This window comes from Rhodospirillales bacterium (assembly GCA_023898805.1).
Taxonomy (GTDB): domain Bacteria; phylum Pseudomonadota; class Alphaproteobacteria; order Micavibrionales; family UBA1664; genus UBA6145.
On record CP060260.1, the window covers coordinates 1,024,606 to 1,046,875 of the forward strand.

Annotated in this window: 22 protein-coding genes and 2 tRNA genes; 12 read left to right on the plus strand and 12 right to left on the minus strand. The window is 61.4% G+C overall.

The features are described from left to right. Window positions 1-26 precede the first annotated feature (26 nt). Window positions 27-1,004 carry an NAD-dependent epimerase/dehydratase family protein gene (locus H6866_05065; protein USO06825.1) on the plus strand — a complete coding sequence of 326 codons (978 nt, stop codon included), beginning with the start codon at window positions 27-29 and terminating at the stop codon, window positions 1,002-1,004. A gap of 61 nt (window positions 1,005-1,065) precedes the next feature. On the opposite strand, the gene H6866_05070 is transcribed toward H6866_05065, so the two are convergent. The 3 genes from H6866_05070 to H6866_05080 form a co-directional block, all read right to left on the minus strand. Next, window positions 1,066-1,140, minus strand: a tRNA-Gly gene (locus tag H6866_05070). A 97-nt stretch (window positions 1,141-1,237) separates the two neighbouring features. Further along, a complete protein-coding gene (locus tag H6866_05075; protein ID USO06826.1) occupies window positions 1,238-1,924 on the minus strand; it encodes an outer membrane beta-barrel protein in 687 nt (228 codons plus the stop codon). 67 nt (window positions 1,925-1,991) lie between these two features. Beyond that, window positions 1,992-2,066 (minus strand) — tRNA-Gly (locus H6866_05080). Between the two features lie 76 nt (window positions 2,067-2,142). Here H6866_05080 and H6866_05085 point away from each other — a divergent pair. Genes H6866_05085 through H6866_05095 form a run of 3 tightly spaced genes read left to right on the plus strand, consistent with a single transcriptional unit; the run spans window position 2,143 to window position 3,610 of the window. Beyond that, on the plus strand, window positions 2,143-2,697 hold the full coding sequence (locus tag H6866_05085) for a prolyl-tRNA synthetase associated domain-containing protein (protein USO06827.1): 555 nt from the start codon (window positions 2,143-2,145) through the stop codon (window positions 2,695-2,697). 42 nt (window positions 2,698-2,739) lie between these two features. Beyond that, entirely contained in the window at window positions 2,740-3,396 is a 657-nt protein-coding gene (locus tag H6866_05090) for an LON peptidase substrate-binding domain-containing protein (protein ID USO06828.1), read from the plus strand. A 25-nt stretch (window positions 3,397-3,421) separates the two neighbouring features. Next, entirely contained in the window at window positions 3,422-3,610 is a 189-nt protein-coding gene (locus H6866_05095; protein ID USO06829.1) for a Trm112 family protein, read from the plus strand. Between the two features lie 11 nt (window positions 3,611-3,621). Here the strand turns inward: H6866_05095 and H6866_05100 are convergent, their stop codons facing one another. Both H6866_05100 and H6866_05105 read right to left on the minus strand, forming a co-directional pair. After that, window positions 3,622-4,260, minus strand: a complete 639-nt coding sequence (locus tag H6866_05100; protein USO06830.1) for a DUF1109 domain-containing protein — start codon at window positions 4,258-4,260, stop codon at window positions 3,622-3,624. Beyond that, entirely contained in the window at window positions 4,247-4,840 is a 594-nt protein-coding gene (locus tag H6866_05105; protein USO06831.1) for a sigma-70 family RNA polymerase sigma factor, read from the minus strand. Before H6866_05105 ends, H6866_05100 begins: the two co-directional genes overlap by 14 nt. Window positions 4,841-4,938: 98 nt before the next feature. Here H6866_05105 and H6866_05110 point away from each other — a divergent pair, with 98 nt between their 5' ends. Together H6866_05110 and H6866_05115 are read left to right on the plus strand one after the other, a co-directional pair. Beyond that, window positions 4,939-6,555 carry a cytochrome c biogenesis protein DipZ gene (locus H6866_05110; protein ID USO08596.1) on the plus strand — a complete coding sequence of 539 codons (1,617 nt, stop codon included), beginning with the start codon at window positions 4,939-4,941 and terminating at the stop codon, window positions 6,553-6,555. 49 nt (window positions 6,556-6,604) lie between these two features. Then, window positions 6,605-7,339 carry a hypothetical protein gene (locus tag H6866_05115; protein USO06832.1) on the plus strand — a complete coding sequence of 245 codons (735 nt, stop codon included), beginning with the start codon at window positions 6,605-6,607 and terminating at the stop codon, window positions 7,337-7,339. A gap of 14 nt (window positions 7,340-7,353) precedes the next feature. Here the strand turns inward: H6866_05115 and H6866_05120 are convergent, their stop codons facing one another. The 5 genes from H6866_05120 to H6866_05140 form a co-directional block, all read right to left on the minus strand. Next, window positions 7,354-8,931: a phosphoglycerate dehydrogenase gene (locus H6866_05120; protein USO06833.1), complete on the minus strand. Its 1,578-nt coding sequence runs from the start codon at window positions 8,929-8,931 to the stop codon at window positions 7,354-7,356. Between the two features lie 79 nt (window positions 8,932-9,010). Next, the gene (locus H6866_05125) at window positions 9,011-10,804 is read right to left on the minus strand and encodes a sodium:proton antiporter (GenBank protein USO06834.1); all 1,794 of its coding nucleotides are present in this window, start codon (window positions 10,802-10,804) and stop codon (window positions 9,011-9,013) included. A gap of 90 nt (window positions 10,805-10,894) precedes the next feature. Beyond that, on the minus strand, window positions 10,895-11,395 hold the full coding sequence (locus tag H6866_05130; protein USO06835.1) for a hypothetical protein: 501 nt from the start codon (window positions 11,393-11,395) through the stop codon (window positions 10,895-10,897). 13 nt (window positions 11,396-11,408) lie between these two features. After that, window positions 11,409-11,879 carry a hypothetical protein gene (locus H6866_05135; GenBank protein USO06836.1) on the minus strand — a complete coding sequence of 157 codons (471 nt, stop codon included), beginning with the start codon at window positions 11,877-11,879 and terminating at the stop codon, window positions 11,409-11,411. A 289-nt stretch (window positions 11,880-12,168) separates the two neighbouring features. Beyond that, a complete protein-coding gene (locus H6866_05140) occupies window positions 12,169-13,344 on the minus strand; it encodes a phosphoserine transaminase (GenBank protein USO06837.1) in 1,176 nt (391 codons plus the stop codon). Window positions 13,345-13,373: 29 nt separating this feature from the next. Between H6866_05140 and serB the strand changes: the two genes are divergently transcribed. Further along, a complete protein-coding gene (gene serB / locus H6866_05145) occupies window positions 13,374-14,240 on the plus strand; it encodes a phosphoserine phosphatase SerB (protein ID USO06838.1) in 867 nt (288 codons plus the stop codon). Here serB and msrA read toward each other — a convergent pair. Both msrA and H6866_05155 read right to left on the minus strand, forming a co-directional pair. After that, window positions 14,210-14,791 (minus strand): peptide-methionine (S)-S-oxide reductase MsrA, encoded by a 582-nt coding sequence (gene msrA / locus H6866_05150; protein ID USO06839.1) that lies wholly within the window; start codon window positions 14,789-14,791, stop codon window positions 14,210-14,212. The two genes, serB and msrA, sit on opposite strands and share 31 nt — an antisense overlap. 136 nt (window positions 14,792-14,927) lie before the next feature. Continuing rightward, window positions 14,928-15,998, minus strand: coding sequence for a porin (locus H6866_05155; GenBank protein ID USO06840.1), 1,071 nt, complete (start codon window positions 15,996-15,998; stop codon window positions 14,928-14,930). Window positions 15,999-16,253: 255 nt separating this feature from the next. On the opposite strand from H6866_05155, the gene H6866_05160 reads away from it, so the two are divergent. The 5 genes from H6866_05160 (at window position 16,254) to H6866_05180 (ending at window position 22,236) form a co-directional block, all read left to right on the plus strand. Next, window positions 16,254-16,772 carry a DUF3576 domain-containing protein gene (locus H6866_05160; GenBank protein USO06841.1) on the plus strand — a complete coding sequence of 173 codons (519 nt, stop codon included), beginning with the start codon at window positions 16,254-16,256 and terminating at the stop codon, window positions 16,770-16,772. A 99-nt stretch (window positions 16,773-16,871) separates the two neighbouring features. Further along, window positions 16,872-19,454 carry a leucine--tRNA ligase gene (locus H6866_05165; GenBank protein ID USO06842.1) on the plus strand — a complete coding sequence of 861 codons (2,583 nt, stop codon included), beginning with the start codon at window positions 16,872-16,874 and terminating at the stop codon, window positions 19,452-19,454. A 338-nt stretch (window positions 19,455-19,792) separates the two neighbouring features. Further along, window positions 19,793-20,542, plus strand: coding sequence for a hypothetical protein (locus H6866_05170; protein USO06843.1), 750 nt, complete (start codon window positions 19,793-19,795; stop codon window positions 20,540-20,542). Window positions 20,543-20,552: 10 nt separating this feature from the next. Continuing rightward, entirely contained in the window at window positions 20,553-21,194 is a 642-nt protein-coding gene (locus H6866_05175) for a hypothetical protein (GenBank protein ID USO06844.1), read from the plus strand. Window positions 21,195-21,216: 22 nt separating this feature from the next. After that, window positions 21,217-22,236 (plus strand): DNA polymerase III subunit delta, encoded by a 1,020-nt coding sequence (locus H6866_05180; protein ID USO06845.1) that lies wholly within the window; start codon window positions 21,217-21,219, stop codon window positions 22,234-22,236. Window positions 22,237-22,270: the final 34 nt, after the last annotated feature.

Here is a 22,270-nt window from a genome sequence, read left to right on the forward strand (position 1 = left end):
CCTGTTCTATCTTTTAGATTGTGCGCATGATCTTGCTGACCGGCGTGGCCGGATTCATCGGCTCCCATGTCGCCCGCGTCCTGCTTGATGCCGGACACACGGTGATCGGCGTCGATTCGATCAATGATTATTACGACCCCGCCCTCAAGCACGCCCGCCTCGGGATGTTGGAAGGGCGTGCGGGATTCACCTTCCAACGCATCGACATCGCCGACCGCGCCGCCATGCGCGCGCTGGGCGAACGGTATCCTGACATGGATGCGATCATCCATCTCGCCGCGCAGGCGGGCGTACGTTACAGCATCGACAACCCCTACGCCTATCTCGATTCCAATCTGGCGGGACAGATGACGATGCTTGAACTCGCGCGCCATGCGCGGGGCTTGCGGCATTTCGTCTATGCCAGCTCGTCATCCGTGTACGGCAACGATACGTCCGCGCCCTTCGCGCTCGACGCGCGCTGCGACAAACCGGTTTCGCTTTACGCCGCGACCAAGCGCGCAGGTGAACTGCTTGCGCATTCCTACGCCGAACTTTACGCGATCCCGGCCACGGGTTTGCGCTTTTTCACGGTCTACGGGCCGTGGGGCCGCCCCGACATGGCGTATTTCTCCTTTACCCGCAACATCCTCGAAAGCCGCCCGATCAAGGTCTTCAACAACGGCGACCTCAAACGCGACTTCACCTATATCGACGACATCGTGGCTGGCGTGATCGCCGCGCTCGAAACCCCGCCACAACACGCGCCCGGCGGCGCGGCGCCGCACCGCGTCTTTAATCTAGGCAACCACCGCCCGGTGAAACTGCTCGACTTTATCACCGCGATCGAAACCGCCGCGGGCAAAAAAGCAGTGATGGAAATGACCGGCATGGCGCCCGGCGACGTTTACGAAACCTGCGCCGACATCACCGAATCGCAAAAAATCCTGGGCTTTGAACCCAAGACCACGCTTGAATCCGGCATCCCGAAATTCGTGGACTGGTACAGGGATTTTTACAAATAGCGCAAAAACACATGCGCGCGCGAGGTTGGCATAGGCGGCCGTAAGCGCGCATGAAATAAAGTGGAGCGGGCGACGGGATTTGAACCCGCGACATTCAGCTTGGGAAGCTGACGCTCTACCCCTGAGCTACACCCGCGCGAACGCAACATTTACAGGGCCGCCGCGCCCCCCGCAACCAAAAAAGAAAGGCCGGGGGTTCGCCCGGCCTTTCGTAAAAACCCGAACCTGACCGATCAGTAAAAGTGATAGGAAAGGCCAAGACGAATGGCGTTCTCGGATGGGTCGATGCCGTTGTTCTTGTGATAGAAGGTATGGGTGTATTCGGCGCGCAGGCCGACATTGTCCCACGCCATCAGCTCGCTCCCGATGCCGAGGTCGAAACCGTTGTAACGGTGTCCTGCACCGGCAACGTCGTAGCTTGCGCGGCGATAACCGAGAATGCCATAGGGGTTGAACCCGTTCGCGATCGAAAGGCCCGGACGGAAGCTAACACCCCATTCGCCGTTCTTTTCGACCTTGGTGCCCGCGACCGTGTCGTTGGCGTTGGAGCCGCCGTAGAACGCCTCAACCGCCGCGCTCAACCCGCCCATCGAATTCTCCAGCAGGCGGTCGAGCTTGTAGCCCGCGAATACGCCGTAATCCAGGCCGTTTGCCTTGGCCTTACCGGCGGGGGTTTTCACATGGTCCCAGCCATAGCCGCCATAAACGCCGACATACGCGCCGGACAGCGGATTGGTGCCGCTATCGCTGCTGATGCTGGTGGGGGCGCTTTCCGCCGGGGCGGCGTGATAGACGGGTGTCGGCGCGGCGCTGGTCGTCGGCTGCGGCGTATAGGTTGTGCCGCTTTTATCCTGCGCCATGGCCGGTGTGGCCAGCGCGATCAGGGCTGCGGTGCCCAAAAGCATTTTTTTCATCGTCATGATTCCTTGAATGGAGATTTTGTGTTCCCCAAGGCGCAATCCCTGCACTGCAACCATGGCCGAAGACTGGAGCGGGTGACGAGGCTCGAACTCGCGACCCCGACCTTGGCAAGGTCGTGCTCTACCACTGAGCTACACCCGCATACCTGTCTTGAAACGAAACATCTTTTAGCCAAACCGGCTTGTGAAGGCAAGCCCCTTGTGGCTAACTCGGCCAGATGACCGACGAAACGGCGCAAGACGCCGAAACCGACGCCCTTTTGCCCACCCCGCCCCAGGCGCTGATGGCGCGACTGGACGCCATGGGCATTCCCTATGTCCTGCACCGCCACAAGCCGGTCTTTACCTGCGAGGAATCGGCGTTTTTAAAAGACGTCATCCCCGGCCTGCACGTCAAAAACCTGTTTTTACGCGATAAAAAGGGCCGCATGTGTCTGGTGGTGGTGCCCGACGAACTGGCGCTGGACCTTAAAATTCTGGCCCCCGTCCTAGGCTTCGACCGCTTTTCCTTCGGCTCGCCCGAACGGTTATGGACGCATCTGGGCGTGCGTCCCGGCTCGGTCTGCCCGTTCGCCGCGATCAACGACACCGATGGCGCGGTCGAGGTGGTCCTGCACCGCCCCGTGGCCGAGGCGCCGGTGATCAGCGCCCACCCGATGCACAACACCATGTCGCTGGCGCTTTCCGGGCCGGATGTCGTGCGCTTTCTGGCAGCGGTAAACCACCCCCCGCGCATCCTCGACCTTGCCCCTTACGCCCGCGCTGCGGCATAAAGCCTTGATCCTGTACAAAAGTTGCATAGATAATCGATCAAGATGCACAGCTGCAACCTGACCTTCGACAAGCTGCCGCACCGTTTGCCGGTTTTTCCGCTGACGGGTGTGCTGCTCTTGCCGCGCGGCCAATTGCCGCTCAACGTCTTTGAAAAACGCTACCTGAAAATGGTCGACGCGGCCCTGCGCGACGACCGGCTGATCGGCATCGTTCAACCACGATCCGGCAGCGACGGGGATGTTTACGACATCGGCTGCGCCGGACGCATCGTCAGCTTCGCCGAGGCCGAAGGCGGGCGTTACCGCATCACTTTGACCGGCATCTGCCGCTTCCGCATCGGACGGGACCTGGACGAATCCCTGCCCTATCGCACGGTGGTGCCCGAATGGAACGCCTATACCGTCGACATGGAACCGCAGGCCGATACCGTCGCGCTCGACCGCTGCCGCCTGAACCGCCTGCTGCAATCCTATTTCCGACAGCAGGAAATGTCCTGCGACTGGGACAAGGTCGACATCGCCCCGGACAGCGATCTTTTGACCGCGCTGGAAATGATCTGCCCGCTTAAACCGTCTGAAAAACAGGCGCTGCTAGAGGCCGATACGATTCAGCGCCGCGCCGAACTGTTTCTGGCGATGATCGAAATGGCCGTTAGCCACCCCTGCATGCTGGACGAAACCGGCGGTTGCTGCCATTGATATCCGGATAGGACAAGGAAACGCGATGCAGGCTGACCCGAAACTGCTGGAACTGCTGGTATGCCCGCTTACGCACACGACATTGCGTTACGATGCCGCGCGCGGCGAACTGGTATCCGATGCGGCGGGACTGGCCTTTCCGGTGCGCGACGGCGTGCCGGTGATGATGGCGGGACAGGCCCGCCCGCTTGAGGAACACGAGCGTAAAAAATAAATTTCCTGCAACTACCACGCCTGCCGTGCGGCCAGCATCCGCACACCCGGAATCATCAGCGCCGCGCAGGTCCCGCCGTACCACAACGCAAAATAAACCGGATTGTCGTGCGGACAATGCAACCCATAGGCCAGCCCGCCCAGCGCCGCCGCGAACAACATGGTCAGCGCGGCGTGCCGCCGCGCGTGCAGCGGCGCCATGCACCGCGTCAGCGCGCTTAACACGGCGCTGCCCACGACCGTATACAGCGCGACAAACCCGATACAGGCCCATGCGTTGCGCTGGAACACCGCCGCCGCCACGCCGCGCGGCCCAAGGGTATGAAAGGAAAAAACGACCATGACGGCCAAAAGCGCGGCCATAAAGATCATCCCCGCGCGCGCGAAACGGTATGTGCGTCCCGGATGCCCGTCGCGCCACCATGCAAGGCCGCTGCCCACCACCAGCGCCGCCAGAAACGCGTATTTGAACAACATATGGGGATTCCGGGCCATGCCGCCCAACCCCGGCCGCAGGCCCAGCGTAGCCGCCACCAATGCCGCCATGCAAACGAACAGCAACGCGATGCCAGCCCAGATCGCGGCGTTGCGGCGCGCGCGCGGCGCGGGCGGCGCCTTGGCCAGAATTCCGATCAGATCATCCGTGCGCATCCGCAACCTCCTGATCCGCTCTTGCCGTTTGCGCAAGCTTGCGCAGCGCGCGGTGCAACGTCACCTTGGCGTCGGCGACGCTGATATCCATCTCCTGCGCGATATCGGCCATCGATTTACCCGCGATGCGCGCCAGTTCGACGACCCGCCGCTGCTTGGCGTTGAGCGCGGCCAGATACCGCTCCAGCGTCAACGTGGCGTTGCTTGCCGCCACGTCCGATTCCGGCGCGGCCAGGGTTTCCGCCGCACCGTCGTCCAGCGGCACCGTGCCTGAAAATCGGCGCCGCCGCCAGTGATCGACCAGTTTGTGATGCGCGATCGTGCGCAGCCACGGCACATAAGGCAGGCTTTGGTCGTAACTGTGAAACTTCGTATGCACGTTCAACAGCGTCTCCTGCACCACGTCCTCAAGGTCGGCGCGGGCAGGTCCGGTCATGCGCGCCGCCAGATAGGCGCGCACCACCCGCGCGCTGGCCGCCAGCAACCGCCGGTAGGCCCCCGCGTCGCCGCTCGCAAAATCGCGCACCATTTGGTCGAATTCATGCGTATCCACCTGTCTATACGTCCATGCCCGGCCCATGGTTACAAGTCCAAAAGATTTTTTTGCGCCTGTAACCATAGCCTGCCCGCGCACCGTATCCCCTTTCAACGCCAACTTTTAAAATGCAGGATACGACCATGATCGACCCCACCACCCTCGGCCTTTCCTTTTTCGAAGGTATGGCGCTGATTCTTTCGCCCTGCATCCTGCCCATCCTGCCGTTGATGCTCGGCGCATCCATCGACGGAGGGCGGGCGCGTCCCGTCGGCATCGTTACCGGCTTCGTGCTGGCTTTTACCGTCTTTGCCGTCGTCTCGCGCCGCTTGCTGGCGGCGTCCGGCATCGATTCCGAAATTCTGCGCGATGCCTCGCTCATTCTCCTGATGCTTTTCGGGCTGGTCATGCTGTTCCCCCGCCTTTCCGACCGCTGGGGCACGGCGCTGGGCAGCATCGCCGGACGCGGCGACGCCCTGATCGCACGCATCCGGGGCCGGGGATTCTGGGGCGGGCTGGGCATCGGCCTGCTGGTCGGCGTGGTCTGGACGCCCTGCGGCGGGCCGATCCTCGGCGCCGCGATCGTCGGCATCGTGCAGGCGACGTCCGAACTTGCCGCCAGCGCCTCCATTGCCGCGTTTTCGCTGGGCGCGGCCTTGCCGATGCTGGCCATCGCGCTTTCAGGCCGGGCGCTGCTCGACCGCATGGGATTCCTTAAAAGACATGCCTACGCGATCCGCCGCACCGTGGGTGTCGTCATGATCGCAGCGGCGGTGACCATTTATTCCGGCTTCGATCTGAAACTCGTCGCATGGCAAGCGCGCGCGCAAGAAACGGAATCCGCCCCGCCCGCCTTCGCGCACGGGCTGGAAAACCCATATCCAGCACCGGAAATCGCCGGGATTACCGACTGGATCAATTCATCGCCCCTCACCCTTGCGCAATTGCGCGGCAAGGTGGTTTTGATCGACTTCTGGACCTATTCCTGCATCAACTGCATCCGCACCCTGCCCCATGTCACGGCATGGTACGACAAATACAAAAACGACGGTCTGGTCGTGATCGGCGTTCACGCGCCGGAATTTCCGTTTGAAAGAAAGCTGAAGAATGTCGAGGCCGCGGTAAAGCAATACGGCATCCATTACCCCGTCGCGCTCGACAACGATTTTGCGACATGGCGCGCCTATTCTAATCGCTTCTGGCCCGCGCATTACCTGATCGACCGGCAGGGCCGCGTCGTCTATACCCATTTCGGCGAAGGAAATTACGACACCACCGAAAACAATATGCGCGCGCTGCTTGGCATTGACGGACGCGCGCACGATAAACCCGTGGCCATCACCGCCCCCGGCCAGACGCCGGAAACCTATCTTGGTTTCGCGCGCGCCGAAAATTTCGTGGGCACGTTCGTTTACGACAAGCCGGCGCTTTACGATTTTCCCGCCGCGCTGGAAAAGAACCACTGGGCGCTTTCGGGTTCATGGACCGTGGGCGCGCAAAAAATCATCGCCGGACCGGACGCGGCCCTGCGATTGAACTTCACGGCGGGCAAGGTGTTTGTGGTGCTGGGCAGCGCCGACAAAAAACCCGTCGGCCTCGCCCTCAGCCTCGACGGAAAACCCTTGCCGCCCGTGCGCGTGGACGGTGAAAAACTTTATACGCTTTACAACGGCGGCACCTTCGGCGCGGATCACGGCGTCCTTGAAATCCGCCCCGCCCGCGCGGGGCTTGAGGCCTATGCCTTTACCTTCGGGCAATAGCATCTGAAAAAACTGGCAATCGTCCGTGCACGCCCGCTAAAAACGCTGGATGAACCTTCGCCACGCATTTTTGCGCGCCGTGCATGAATACCCGATGAAGATCTATCCGCTGATCTTCATGACGGCGGACATGTTGACCGGCCTGCACGGCACCAACGGCAAAGGCAGCCTGATCTGGAGTGTATCGGCAGGTCTTGGTGTACTGGGCCACGGGCTCAAGCTGGCCTTCGGCAAAGGCGGAGAAAAAATCCCCGAAGGGACGATCTTTGCAAAAGGTCAGTTGAAAGCGTTCTTCACGGATTTCGGGCAATACACCATCAGACCTTTTCAACCGTCCTATTGGCATGAAATGCAACGGGTCTACGCGAATCTGGATCCCGTTTCGATTGCCGGAAAAATCAAACATACACTGCAACCTTGGCGCTATCCGCTTGATACCGGCTATATGCTCTTCGCCCTCGCCGGCCTCGGATATCTTGCCGATTCCGCCAATATCTTCGGTTTGCGCGAAAATGGCAGCACGCTGCAATTCGCGCTGGCTACAACCGTCACCATGGGATCCGTCACCGGCTTTACGACCAACCGCAATGACTTGGCAGGCAGTCTTTACGCCCTTGGCACCGTACTGGCGCTAAGCGCGGGCATCGCGGCGCAAAGCTGGCCGCTGACCCTGTCCGCGCCGGTCTATCTGGCTGGCAATTATCTGCTCAGCCGCGTCAGGACGGACCATCAATCGGAATATGTCAGCGCCCAAACTGCCGCCGCAAAACCATCCGCGCCCTAGGATCGGGATACTGGCTAGAACGACAGACGCTTGACGCTTTCCGCCTGCGGCAGCGCGCCCAGCTTCGCGCACACCCCGTCATCAACGCGCTGATCGACGGCGATCAACGAAATCGCGTGGCCGCCCGCCGCCACGCGGCCCAGCCGGAAATCGGCGATATTGACCCCGGCCTCGGCCAGAATCGAACCGATTCCGCCGATCAATCCCGGCTTGTCCTTGTTGCGCACCAAAAGCATGTTGGGGGTCAGCGCCGCCTCGACCGGAACCCCGTCCACCGACACGATGCGCGGATGCCCGCCGCCGAACAAAGTGCCCGTGACCGTGCTTTCGCCCTTCGCGGTCTTAACCCGGACGCCCAGCGCGGTGACCAGATCGTCCGCGCTTTCGCTTTTGCTTTCGGTGAGCGCGATACCGCGCTGTTTGGCGACCGCGGGTGCGGAAACCATATTCACGCCCTCCAGCGTCACGCCCAGAAGCGCCGCCAGCACCACCGCGCTCAACGGTTTGGTATTCAACCCCGCGACCTGCCCGCGATAGACGATCTCGATGCCGGTGATCGCGTCCTCCACCATCTGCCCGGCCAGCCGCCCCACCTGCTCCGCAAGTTTCGTATACGGTTTGAGTTTTGGTGCGTCCTCGGCCGAGATCGAGGGCATGTTGACCGCGTTGGTGACCGCCCCGTTAAGAAGGAAATCGGCGATCTGTTCGGCGATCTGGACCGCGACGTTGACCTGCGCCTCGCTGGTCGAAGCGCCCAGATGCGGCGTGCAGATGACATTATCCATGCCGAAAAAGATATTTTCCTTGGCGGGTTCGGTTTCAAAGACGTCCAGCGCCGCGCCCGCGACCTGCCCGCTTTCCAGCGCGGCCTTAAGGTCCGCTTCCACCACCAGCCCGCCGCGCGCGACGTTCAGGATGCGCACGCCCTTTTTCATTTTCGCGAACGCGTCTTTGTTGATGATGCCGCGCGTCTTGTCGGTCATCGGCGTATGGATGGTGATGAAATCCGCGCGCGCGAACAAATCGTCCAGTTCCACCTTTTCGATGCCCAGTTCCGTGGCCCGCGCCTCGCTCAAAAACGGGTCGAACCCGATCACCCGCATCTTCAGCCCCTGCGCCCGGTCGATGACGATCGCTCCGATATTGCCGCAGCCAATGACGCCAAGCGTCTTGCCCATCAGCTCGACACCCATGAATTTCGATTTTTCCCATTTGCCCGCATGCGTGCTGGCGTTGGCCTGCGGAATCTGGCGCGCCAGCGCCATCAGCATCGCGACCGTATGCTCGGCCGTGGTCACCGAATTGCCGAACGGCGTGTTCATGACCACGATGCCGGCATTGGTCGCGGCCGGCACGTCGATCGTGTCGACGCCGATGCCCGCGCGCCCGATGACTTTCAACGCCCCCGCCCCGGTCAACACTTCCGCCGGAATCTTGGTGGCCGAACGCACTGCCACGCCGTCATACTGGCCAAGCGCGGATTTCAGCTCGTCTGGCGTCAGCCCCGGCTTGCTTTCGACCTCGACCCCGCGCGCGGCCAGAATTTCGGCGCAAACGGCATCCATTTTATCGGCGATCAATACTTTGGGCATGACGGGCTTTCTCCGCGATTATCGTTTCGTTTTGTCTAGACCCGGGCTACGGCAAAAGCAAGGCGGGCATAGGCACGTCCTAGGCAGGATGGTCCTGTTTTTCCATGAACAGGGCGTATGCGCCCTCGGTCCTGGGCGCCGCCCGTTCGCCGCGCGAAAACAGCCGCAGATTCCCGTTGCGTCCGATGACGCCGACCACCATCAGCGTTTCGCTTTCGACCGGAACCTTGATTTCGTCCCCGTCTGGCGCCTTGCCGATACGCGAGGTGCGAAATCGCCAGCCTTCGGCATACAGGCTTTCCAGCCGGTCGAGGGTCAGCCGGTCCGGCGCCCATTCCCGGCCCTTGAGCATCCGCGCCAGACGGTGGCGCAGCGCCACGCCTTCTTCGTCCGGGTGCAGGGTATAAAGCCGCGCCCGCCCCATCACGTCGGCGAATTGGCCGCACAGCAACGCGTTATAGGCAGGGTTGGGCGTCGCCGCCAAAAGCGCGTCATAGGCGTGGTGTTCGACCGCCGCCTCGGCGTTTTCCGACAAAAGCTCGCCGTAATAAACCGGAATGTCCGAAAGCCGCGCCGCCTGCAGCCGTCGCCAGTCGCCGTCCGCGATCAGCACGTCGATGCCGCGCGCGCGCAACACTTCGGCCAGTTGCACCGCCCATCCCCACGCCCCGGCGATGATCAGCCCGTTATGGCTTTCAAGCGTCAGGCACAGCCGCCGCGCCAGTTGCCGCACGCTCAAACCCTGCGCCAGCACGCTGATGACGACGATGGAAAAACATAAAGGCAAAATCTGCGCCCCGTCGGCATAGCCGACCTCGACCATCAGCGGACCAAGAACACCGGCCATCGCGGCACAGACCACGCCGCGCGGCGCAACCCAGCCGATCAACACCAGCTCGCGCAGGTTCAAATTGGAAAACACCCCGGCGATCAACGCCGTCAAAGGCCGGACGATGAACAACAACGCCAGAATGAACGGCACCCCGCGCCAATTCATCGACAGCATGACCCGCGCGTTCAGGTCCGCGGTCAAAAGCAAAAATACCCCCGACACCAAAAGCAGCGTCGTCGTTTCCTTGAACCGGCGGATTTCCTGTATGCTTTCGACCGGCAGATTGGCCAGCGTCATGCCGTACGCCATCACCGCGATCAGCCCGGATTCGTGCAGCGCCAGATTGCTGGCATAAAACATCACGATCACCGCGACCAGCAGCATCGGGGATTTAAGGTATTCCGGCACCCATCCTTCGCGAAACACGCGCGCGGTGATGAATCCGGCGGCGATCGCGGCGGCGGCGATCAGCGCGATCAACCCCAGACGCTCGATAAAGAACCCCATGCCCGCGCCCGCGACGGTAAAATACTCGAACGCCAGAAACGCGATCAAAATACCAACGGGATCGTTGAATATCCCTTCCCATTTCAGGACCGAGGCGACGCGATGCTGCAACAACGCGTGCCGCAGCATCGGCATGATGACCGTGGGGCCGGTGACCACCAGCATCCCGCCCAGCACCGCCGCGACGGGGAATTCCAGCCCCGCGATATAATGCGCGGCCAGCGTGATCAGCCCCCACCCCACCGGCGCGCCCAGAATGACGATGCTGCCCACCGCCTTGCGTGCTTCGGCAATATCCTTCAGGCGTAGTTGTAGCCCGCCCTCGAACAGGATGATCGCGATCGCGGCCTCGATCGCGGGCCGGAACATCGGCCCCATCAGCGCGCGCGGATCGATCACATGTGCAAGAGGGCCGAGCGCGAAACCAAACAGCAGCAAAAATACGATCGCGGGAATACGCAGCCGCCATGCCAGCCATTGCGCGGCCATGGCCGCGATGCCGATAACGGCGATCTGAAAAAAAAGCGCGTTCACGCCCAAAAGGGTGCCGCACCCGCGCGCGGCTGGCAACCCGCATAAAAATGCCCGTAAAAAACTGGGTGCCGCGAATCCGCCGCAAAAATGCTAACGCCTGTAGACCCGGCGCGCCCCGCCAAACGACCGCTGCCACGCGTCATCCTGCTGCTTCAGGGCCACAAACGTGGTCCTGTGCTGCGCGGGGCCAAGCCGCACCGGCGCGGGCGCGGTTTTTTTATGCCGCCTTTTAAAGCTTTCGTGCCAGGCGTCCAGCGAATCGAACGCACCACCCAGCATACCCGTGCGCTGATAACACCCGGCGCTTTCAGCCAGCTTCCCGGCGGCCTTGAGGATTTCCGAATCCTCAACCCCGCCCCGCACCAGCGTCCGTCGCAGCGGCGATGCCCGCTCAATGCCAACCCGCCCGCCCTCAACCTTCAGGCAAGCGCGCAACGCATCCAGCGTGACCATCACGACAGGCCGCGCCAGATCGTTGGTCGTGAACAGGACGCTGAACCCCGCCCCGTCGCGAACACAACCGTAAAACCCGGCGGGCAAAGGTTTCAAAAGCCCCGCTTCCTCGGTGAAGGCGCGCTGCGCCGTCTGCATACGCATCACCGCCTCAGATGACGTGAAGCCGACCTTCATGGCGGGGCACAACGATTACAACAGCCGGTGCGGGCGCGCATGGCGACATTTCGTTGCACTTTTCCATGAAGGCGGGAAAATCGGGAGTGCGCAACCAGCCTGCCGCCGCCATGCCCGCGCCACGAACCTCGTGAATTGCGCCAGTCCGATCATCCATGACGCCGTCATAAATTTGTGAATCGGAAAGTCTCTCGCCTTGATGAATCAGGACTCGCGAATTTGCGCCATCTTTTGCGGCGGTGGGAAAGGCGGCCGCTTCGGTACCCGATTCCTGAACGATGGCGTGGATCACCTGAGCAATGCTGCCGCCAGCCTGCCTGATCACCCGAAAACCGGCAATCTGGAAGCGGATGGCGCGAGCACCGGGCATGGCCGCCTGATTGAATGCCTGACCGCCATCGGCCTGATCGCCATCGGTTGGGAAGGAAGGGTTGTGCATATTCATGGTCTATTTCTTTCTCTCTAGTCCGTTTGTCCGAAGTTTTTTGGTAAAAAAATTTGCGCCCTTGCGGGGGTTCCGAAGGGCGCTGGCAGCGTGTCTTGGGTCTTTGCTTTACATTTGACCTATACCGCCCGCGCCTCCTTGCCAAGTACGGCAAGAAGGTTCACAAGAAGCACCACGATGACGGTGCGTATGGCGGCAGTGACGCGCATGGGTCTAAGTATTATTGATCCGCACGCGGCCGCGCAACAAAAAATTACGCGCCGCAGCAATTTAAAACAATATTGCGCCATTACGCGGCTTGCGCCTTGAGCGATGCATAGGCCCAGTCAAGCCACGGCAGCAACGCGGCGATATCCGTCGCCTCGACCGTCGCGCCGCCCCAAATGCGGATTCCCCCCGGCGCATCGCGGTACGAACCGATATCCTTGCCGACATTTTCCTCGTCCAGCGTCTTGACCAACGATTTGAGCAGCGCATCCTGCGCCGCCTGCGGCAGGGCCGTAAACCAAGGATCCTTGACCTTGAGGCAGATCGATGTGATCGAACGCGTAGTCGGCGCCTCGGGCAAAAACGCGACCCATTCCGACGCCGCGACCCAGCGCTCCACCGTCGCGAAATTGGCCTGACACCGGACCATAAGACCTTTAAGCCCGCCCGCTTTTTCCGCCCATGCCAGCGCATCAAGACAATCCTCGACGCACAGCATCGAAGGCGTGTTGATGGTCGCGCCCTCGAAAATCTCGGCATTCAGTTTGACGTTTCCGTCCTTGTCCTTCTTGGTCATGCGGAAAATTTTTGGCAGCGGACGCGGCGGTTTATAGCCTTCCAGCCGCGCGACCGCGCGCGGGGATAGCACCAGCATCCCGTGCGCCGCCTCGCCGCCCAGCACCTTTTGCCACGACCATGTCACGACGTCGAGCTTCTCCCACGGCAGGTCATAGGCGAACACCGCCGACGTCGCGTCGCAGATCGTAAGCCCCTTGCGCTCGGCCTTGATCCACGCGCCGTCCGGCACCCGCACACCCGATGTCGTGCCGTTCCAGGTAAACACCACGTCCCGGTCGCAATCCACCTGTCCCAGATCCGGCAAAAACCCGTAATCGGCGGTGAATTCGCGCACGTCCGGCAATTTCAGCTGCCCGGTGATGTCCTTAAGCCATTCCGTCCCGAACGATTCCCACGCCAGCACGTCGACCCCGCGTTCACCCAGCATCGACCACAGCGCCATTTCCACCGCGCCCGTGTCGGACGCGGGCACGATGCCGACCACGTAATCGGCGGGAATGCCCAAAAGCCTGCGGTGTCCATCGATCACCGCCTGAAGTTTCTTTTTGCCCGGCGCCGCGCGGTGCGAACGCGCGACCAGCGCGCTCGCCAGCGCTGCGACGCTCCACCCCGGACGCTTCGCGCACGGGCCTGAGGAAAACATCGGAACTTGGGGCTTCGCGGTCGGCTTCGTTGTCATGATGGATCGTTGCTGTTAGGGTTTTTGGCGTGTCCTACGTCATCACACTCATTGCCCCAAGCCAAGACCCCTTTTTCGACGAGCGCCCGCGCGCAATTTTGCGCGAGGCGGGGATAGCCGAAACCGCCCGCGCCGTGCTTGCGCCCAACCGCGCGGTCGATCTGATGGCCGACGCGCCCGCGCCCAAATGGGCGCTTGACGCCATTCGTACCCAATGCCGCGTCGACGTCCTCTGCCAGCCGCTTGAAACCCGCGCCAAGCGCCTGTTTCTGGCCGACATGGACGCAACCATGGTCGCCGAGGAAACACTCGACGAACTTGCGGGAATCGCGGGCATAAAAGACCGTATCGCCGCGATCACCCGCCGCGCGATGAACGGCGAGCTTGATTTTCACGCGGCCTTGCGCGAACGCGTCGCGCTTTTGCGCGGCCTGCCCGAAACCGCGCTGGAGCGCACCGCCGCCGCGATGCATTTCACGCCCGGCGGCGAAACGCTGATCAAAACACTCAAACATCACCGCGTGCATTGCGTGCTGGTCTCGGGCGGGTTCACCTATTTCACCGCGCGCGTCGCGGCGCATCTGGGGTTCGACGAACATCACGGCAATACGCTGATCGTTGAAAACGGCGCGCTTGCCGGCACGGTCGCCGATCCCGTTCTGGACAAATCCTTCAAAAAACACTGCCTTGAATCCACCGCCGCGCGGCTGGGCATCGGCCTCGATCAAACCTTGGCCATCGGCGATGGCGCGAACGACCTGCCGATGCTGGAAAGCGCGGGGCTGGGCGTGGGATTCGAATCCAAACAGGTGCTGCGCGACGCCCTGCCAAACCATCTGCTGTTCAACGGCCTCGATGCCCTGCTTTACGGGCTGGGCTTGCCCCATATGGACTGAAGCCGCGCCGCGCGGCGGCACAGCTTGTTATACAGCCAGTACCGCAGGGGGTTTTTCTCGTAATAACGCTGCTGCCCGATTTCGGCGGGATAAAAAATGCCCGCGGGCAAAATTGCGGTCGCGACGTGAATGTCGTTGCCATTCGCGTCCGAAAACGCCGTGTTGTCGGTTTCCATCAGCATTCTGGCGTCCGCCGCGGCCTGCGCCTGCGCCGCGCCATAGGTATAGATCGCGCTGGTATATTGCGCGCCGTGGTCGCAAAACTGCCCACGTGAATCCGTGGGGTCGATCGCACGCCAGTAAGCATGTAGCAATTGTTCGTAACTGACCGCCGCGTCGTTGAAGATGACCAGCACCACGAAACGGTGCCCGGTGCGCCCGTGCGCCACGTCGGCATAATGCGGGTTCGCTTCCGTCCCGCCGGTATAGCCGGCAACCGTACGCTCGACCCCGGGCAGGGAATCGAACATCGCTTGCAACGCCCAGAAATTCCCGCCCGCGAACAAGGCGGTCTGGTCCGCCGCGCGCGCGGCGCAGGGTATTAAAATCATGATGAAAAGCAAAACCGCCAGACGCATATCCGGGCCGATCGTATCATCCCGCGCGTATTAGGCAAAAAAACAAAAATGGCAAAAAAAGAAAGGGCGCCACGAAGGCGCCCTTTCGTATTCGTCCAATCCTTGCGGATTAGAATTCCAGTTGGGTACCCAGGGTAACTTGGGTGCCTTTGTTGTCGGCCGTAGGAACGCCGCCAACGTCGTTGGCTTTTTGGTACTGAACGGCGCCGCGGAACGTCATGCCCGGACCCCATTCGTAGATCGCGCCAGCGGTCCAGCGGTCAACGCCGGTTTTCTTAAGGCCGGTGCCGTTGCCCACGTTAACCGTGGTGTAGTTCAGACCCAGTTTGTAGGGGCCGGTGACGTAGTCGCCGCCGAACACCCAACCGGTGGTTTTGGTGTCAGCCGCTGCGTTTTGGTCGAAGTTGACGTAAGCAGCACCCAGACCGAAACCGCCGAAGCCGAAGCTCGTACCGACGTTCCAATCTTTCAGGTCACGGCCGCTGTTGCGGGTGGCCTTGCTGTAACCAGCGCCGATGGCAGCGTCGACAGCGTCGAACGAACCTTCATAACGACCGGCAACTTCCCAGCCGTTTTTCAGATCGCCAGCGGTGTTCGAGGTGACCGAAGCGGCGGTGCCAGCCAGGTCGCCAGCGGAGGGCGACGGGGTGTAGCTGAAACCAGCTTGGAAGCCGTTGAACGACGGGGTGATGTAGGTGAACTTGTTGGTGTAGGCGAACGGAGCCTGGTCGTAACGCAGCGTGCCACCGTTGGCAGCCGTGAACGTGCCGATATCCGGGCGCGGACCGTCGACTTCGGCGTCAACCATCGGGGGAGCGACCTGGATCAGGTAGGCGATACCGTCTTCTTCACCGAGGTTGATACGGCCCCAGTTGGAGGACAGGTACAGGTAGGATTCTTCGATCGTCGAAGCGCCTTCCGAACGGTCAGCCAGAAGTTGGAAATAGGCACCGGCAGTGATGCCGTTGTCCAGCGCGACTTCGCCGTTCAGGTGGATTTTCGCCTGTTTGCGGAAGTCGAATTTACGCAGGTTCGCGCCGTCTTGGTCGGTGTACACGGCGTAGCCGTTGATGTAACCGCCGACGCCGAGTTGCAGCGCGGGATCTTCGGCGCGCGCCGGAGCGGCGGCGACGAAGGCAAGGCCAACAAGAGCGGCCGTGCTCATCAGAATTTTTTTCATCTTGGTTCCTCCATTGACCCTTGGCCGGGATGGCGTCGGGCATTTGTCAAAGCCCCGGTTGCGCCGGGACACTGCATGGAAACTCTCAAATTCGTTTCCTTGGGTCAACGAAACGGCCCGAAGCGGCCCGGCACTTTTTTCCCGGTCGTTGCATTTTTGCAACAGACGCGAACTACCGGCACAGCCGGAGGCGCTTGAGAACGCCTTTATACAATGCTAGATGAAAGGAAACACACCATCCGATCAAGGTTTGAAATGACGCTTCGCCCCCTTCTTGTTGTCATAATGATGTCAACCTTTGCGCTCTCCGCCTGCGGTGGCCTTGAATCCGAGCCGAAATACCCCACCGGCGCCGACCGCGCCCAGACCGGCGACGACATCTATAAAAAACCGGACAGCGTTTTCGGCAAGGACGGGTTCAACCTGCTGGGCGGCAAATCCAAGAACGCGACCGATGTCATCACCGTCAATTCCTATTTGTGGCGCGCGGCGCTTGATACGGTCAATTTCATGCCCCTGTCCACGGTTGACCCGTTCGGCGGCGTCATCCTGACCGACTGGTACGCCAGCCCCGACAAGCCGGGCGAACGTTACAAGCTCAATATTTTCGTGATGGGCAGCCAGCTGCGCTCCGACGGCATCAAGGTGTCGATGTTCAAGCAACGTGGCGGCAAGGACGTCGCGGTCGATCCCAAGGACAACACGGAAATCGAGGATGCGATCCTGACCCGCGCCCGCGAACTGCGCATCGCCGCGCACGACGACGATCAATAAGGGACGATCAATAAACTTCGCCGCGCTTTTCCGCCAAACCAGTTGACGGGAGCCCCTCCCGTGATGAATGAATGGCGCCGTCAAACAGGCAGGAAACAGATGTCCGAACGCTATAATATCAAGGAGACCGAGGCGAAATGGCGCGCGGTCTGGGCCGAGCGCAAGACTTTCGAGGTCGTCGAGGACCACGACAGGCCCAAATCCTACGTGCTGGCCATGCTGCCCTACCCTTCGGGCCGCATCCATGTGGGCCACGTGCGTAACTACACGCTTTCCGACGTCGTCGCGCGCTACCGCCGCGCCCTTGGATACAACGTTCTCAACCCGATGGGCTGGGACGCGATGGGCCTGCCCGCCGAAAACGCGGCGATGGAACGCGGCGTCCACCCCAAGGACTGGACCTATCAGAACATCGCCCAGATGAAAAAGCAGCTTTTGTCGATGGGTCTGGCCATCGACTGGAGCCGCGAGGTCGCGACCTGCGACCCCGCCTATTACAAACATCAGCAAAAGATGTTCCTCGACTTCTATAAAAACGACCTCGTCTACCGCAAGCGTTCGATGGTCAACTGGGACCCGGTTGAAAACACGGTGCTGGCCAACGAACAGGTGGTGGACGGGCGCGGCTGGCGTTCGGGCGCGCCGGTCGAACGCCGCACCCTTGACCAGTGGTTTTTCCGCATCACCCGGTACGCCGACGAATTGCTGGCGGCCATAGGGTCGCTCGACCGCTGGCCCGACAAGGTCCGCCTGATGCAGGAAAACTGGATCGGCAAATCGCAGGGCCTGCAATTCACCTTCGACGTAGCGCAATCGAGCGACACATTGGAGGTATTCACCACACGCCCCGATACGCTGTTCGGCGCATCCTTTGCCGCCATGGCGGTCGACCACCCGCTGGCGCAGAAACTTTGCGCGGGCAAGCCGGGCTGGGACGAATTCGTGCGCGCCTGCCGTGCCGGCGGCACGTCCGAAGCCGCGATCGAACAGGCCGAAAAAATCGGCTTCGACACCGGCGTGCGCGTCAAACACCCCTTCCTGCCCGATGCGACGTTGCCGCTTTACGTCGCGAATTTCATCTTGATGGATTACGGTACCGGCGCGATTTTCGGCTGTCCCGCGCATGACCAGCGCGACCACGAATTCGCGCGCAAATACGGGCTTCAAATCCTGCCCGTTATCGCGCCCGAAGGCGAAACGATCGACGTGCGCGAACAACCCTATACCGGCCCCGGCGTGGCGGTGAATTCCGGTTTTCTCGACGGCATGGACGTCGAATCGGCCAAGGCCGCCGCGATCGCGAAAATGGAATCGCTGGGCCGCGGACGCGGCGTTACGCAATTCCGCCTGCGCGACTGGGGGGCGGTGCGCCAGCGTTACTGGGGGGCGCCGATCCCGATGATTCACTGCGCGGCCTGCGGCACCGTACCCGTTCCGGAAAAGGACCTGCCGGTCGAACTGCCCTACGACATCAGTTACGACGCGCCCGATGGTACAAAAGGGGGCAACCCGCTTGACCGCCACCCGTCGTGGAAACACGTCAAATGCCCGAAATGCGCCGGTGCCGCCACGCGCGAAACCGACACCATGGACACTTTCGTCGATTCCAGCTGGTACTTCCTGCGTTACCTCGACCCGAAAAACGAAAACGCGGCCTTCGACTCCGCGAAATCGCAATACTGGATGCCGGTCGACCAGTATATCGGCGGCGTCGAACACGCGGTCCTGCACCTTCTGTATTCGCGCTTCTTCATGCGCGCGCTGCGCGATTGCGGCTATCAGGTCCCCGACGAACCCTTCACCGGCCTGTTCACGCAAGGCATGGTCACCCACGCGACCTACAAGGATGCGGACGGCAAATGGCTCTACCCCGCCGAGGTTGAACTGACCGAAAAAGGCGACTGGGTCAGATCGTCCGACAAATCGCCGGTGACGCTGGGCCGCGTCGAAAAAATGTCCAAATCCAAAAAGAACGTGGTCGATCCCGACGACATTCTGGGCACTTACGGCGCCGATGCCGCGCGCCTGTTCATCCTTTCCGACAGCCCGCCCGAGCGCGATCTGGAATGGACCGAAGGCGGGATCGAGGGCGCGTGGCGTTTCATCAACCGCCTGCACCGCATGCTTCAGGACGACATCGCCGAAATCAAGCTGACCGGCGTCAAGACGCCCGCGTCGTTTTCGTCCGCAGCGGCCGAGCTGCGCGGGCGGTCGCACCGCACCGCGGTGGGCGTCGCGCGCGACATCGAATCCTTCACCATGAACAAGGCGGTGGCCAAGATTCGCGAACTTGCGAATGCGATCGAGGGCTTCGCATCCAAAGACGACGCCGACAAATGGGCCTTGCGCGAGGCATGGGAATTCCTGCTGCGCGTCGTCAACCCGATGACCCCGCATCTGGCCGAGGAATTGTGGGAACAGCTTGGCCACGACACGCTGCTTGCCGACACCCCGTGGCCCGAGGCGGACGAATCCCTGCTGGTGGCGGACACGCTCACGCTCGCGGTTCAGGTCAACGGCAAATTGCGCGCGACCATCACCCTGCCCGCCGACGCCGACCGCGTCGCGGCGGAATCCGCCGCGATGGCCGAAGACGGGGTCAAACGCGCCCTTGACGGCCTGACGGTCAAAAAAGTCATCGTCGTGCCGGGCCGCATCGTCAACATCGTCGCCGCGGCATAAAAAAACGGTCTAAAAATTTGACACGCCGGTGCACCCGGCGTTATTAAAAAGAACGTCGCATATGAAAACGGGGGCTTGCGGCGGCCCCCCGGACCTTCCCTTTATCCGTTAAAACAAGGATCGTACCAATGCTTACCCTTGATGGCTCCCGGCCATATGCGCGTTTTGCGCCACCGCTTTCCACCACGATGACGATGCGCGCCCCCGGCATGGCTATGTCCATGCGCGGCGGCAAGCGCGCTTAAGGTCCCCCGGACCGGCGACTTGCCGCATCGAAGTGGAGGCCGCGCCCGCGCTTCCCGAAAAACAAGAAAACCGAAATTAAGCGGAACGCGCATATGCTGCAAAAAAAATGCGGGCTTGCCGAAACATTCGATCACGCAAGCCTTATCGAAGACACTTTGAAACGGTTTTTCCCCCGTACGTGGGATGTCGTTTATTACTACGACCCCAAGCGTGGCAGAACACCAAGCGCAGAGGCGAGATTTTTGTCAGAAACCCTCGGCAACACACATAAGTTGCAAAGTCGGCGCGCACTTCAAGCCTATGAAAACGATCTGGCATTGACAATTCGACGCAACACGGGGCGTTTTTTACCTTTTGCCCCAGAAAACAAAGCTCTGGCCGGATATATAATGGTTGAAATTTTGGATGGGCCGAATGATCCGCGACTAAGGGATTTTTTCGGTAACGCCGTACTTGATAAAACACCATCGAGAACTCTGCTGGTCAGACTTTATGAAGAATTCGTTGTCAGGCACGAAATCACCCATGGCGTTGAACTATTCGAAAACCCACGTCACACCCTTCCCCCGATACGGCTTCGAGAAAGGCTTGCAGACGCCAATGCCGTACTTTCACTTTTGCGCGACCACGGTGAAGCGGCCCTTTTCTTTATCCCTGCCTTGATAGCCGCCCGTGACGAACAAGCCAAAAATGGAACCGGCGCTCACCACCAGACACAAGACGCCCTGCATCGCGTTTTTTCCTACGTCAAGGAAAGAGGGATCGCCGAATTTCGCGATATGGATGATCAAATCGTTTTTCAAACCGCGGCAAGGCTGGCCAACACCCTGACCCCATGCTAGCGTCTAGAATATGATGCGTACGCTTTACCTGATATTTGCCCTGCTTCTGGCCTTGCCCCTCGCCGCCTGCGGCCTGACGCCGGTTTACGGCAAATATGCGGGCGGGACGCACGCCGACGTCGCCGCGAAGATGGACCAAGTCTACATCGCCGTGATGCCCGACCGCCGCGGCCAGTCGCTGCGCAACGAGCTGATGGACCGCTTCTACCGCACCGGGCGCAAAAACCGGGCGGATGCGCCCTATGCCCTTTCGGTCGACCGCCTGACCGAAAGCAGCTACGGCTTGGGCATCGCCAAGGACGCGACCGCGACCCGCAGCCAGCTTAAGCTCTCCGGCACGCTGCGCCTGACCCGCGCCGACGGTGCCGTGGTACTGACCCGCGCTTTGACGGCGATTTCGTCCTTCAATACACTTTCAAGCCAGTACACGACGCTGGTCACAGAAAACGACGCCCGCGATCAGGCCGTCCGCGACATGGCCGGTCAGGTTACCGCGCTGGTCGAGCTCTATTTCTCGAATCCCGCCGCCTACCAACCGGGCAACGACCGGGCGATCACGGGTTATAAAGACAAGCCGGAAACCGCGGCCGAGCGGTTGCACCGCGAACACGACCTCGATACCGAATACACAAGCACGACCCAGAACCCGTAATCCGGGGACCGGGAATACGGACATGAAACTCGCCTACCGCGATATCGAATCCTTCGTCGCGCGGCCAGCACCAGCCGCGCGGGTGATTCTGGTCTACGGCCCCGACCATGGGCTGGTGGCCGAACGCGGCAAGGCGATGGCCAAAACCCAGGTGCCGGATCTGGCCGACCCGTTCAACGTCGCTACGCTTACCGCCGCCCAATTGCTCGACGACCCGGCCCGCCTGCATGACGAGGCGTTTGCCCAAAGCCTGATGGGCGGCAACCGCCTGATCCTGATCCGTGACGCCGCCGACGCGCTCGCCCCGCTGATCAAGGACTATTTGAAATCCCCCTCGCCCCATACCCTCACCATCATCGAGGCCGGGGAACTGGGCACCAAATCCGCCCTGCGCGCGCTGGCCGAAAAGGCCGAAAACGCGGCGGCCATCCCCTGTTATGTCGAGGACGAACGCGACCTCACCCGCTTTCTTCAGACCGCCGCGCGCGATTCGGGCCTTGGCTTCGATCGCGATGCGCTGGCGGCACTGGCGGGCGCGCTGGTCGGCGACCGCGCGGTCGCGCGTGGCGAATTTGAAAAACTTGCGCTTTATAAATTCGCCGATGCCGACAAAACCATCCACCTTGCGGATGTCGAAGCCTGCGTCGGCGACGTGCGTGCCCGCACTTTCGACGAACTGGTCCACGCCGTGGGCCAGGGCGACGTCGCCCGCATGGGCGCAAGCCTTGCGGCGCTGACCCGCGAACAGACCGCGGCGGTGGCGATTCTACGCACCGTTCAGGGGCATTTCCGCCGCCTGTACCAATGCCAGCTCAAGATCGAATCGGGTTCCGACCCGAAATCGGCGATGAAATCCCTCAACCCGCCGGTATTTTTCAAATTCGAAAGCGCGTTTCAGGCCCAGCTGCAACGCTGGCCGCGCCAGCGCATCGAGAACGTGCTTGGCGCGCTGAATGCGACCGAGGCCCAGACCAAACAGACCAACATGCCCGCCGATACGCTCTGCGCGCAGGTTTTACTGAAAATAGCCATGGCGGCTTGATGAACTGACCGGCCTTCAAATTCGTTGACATCAA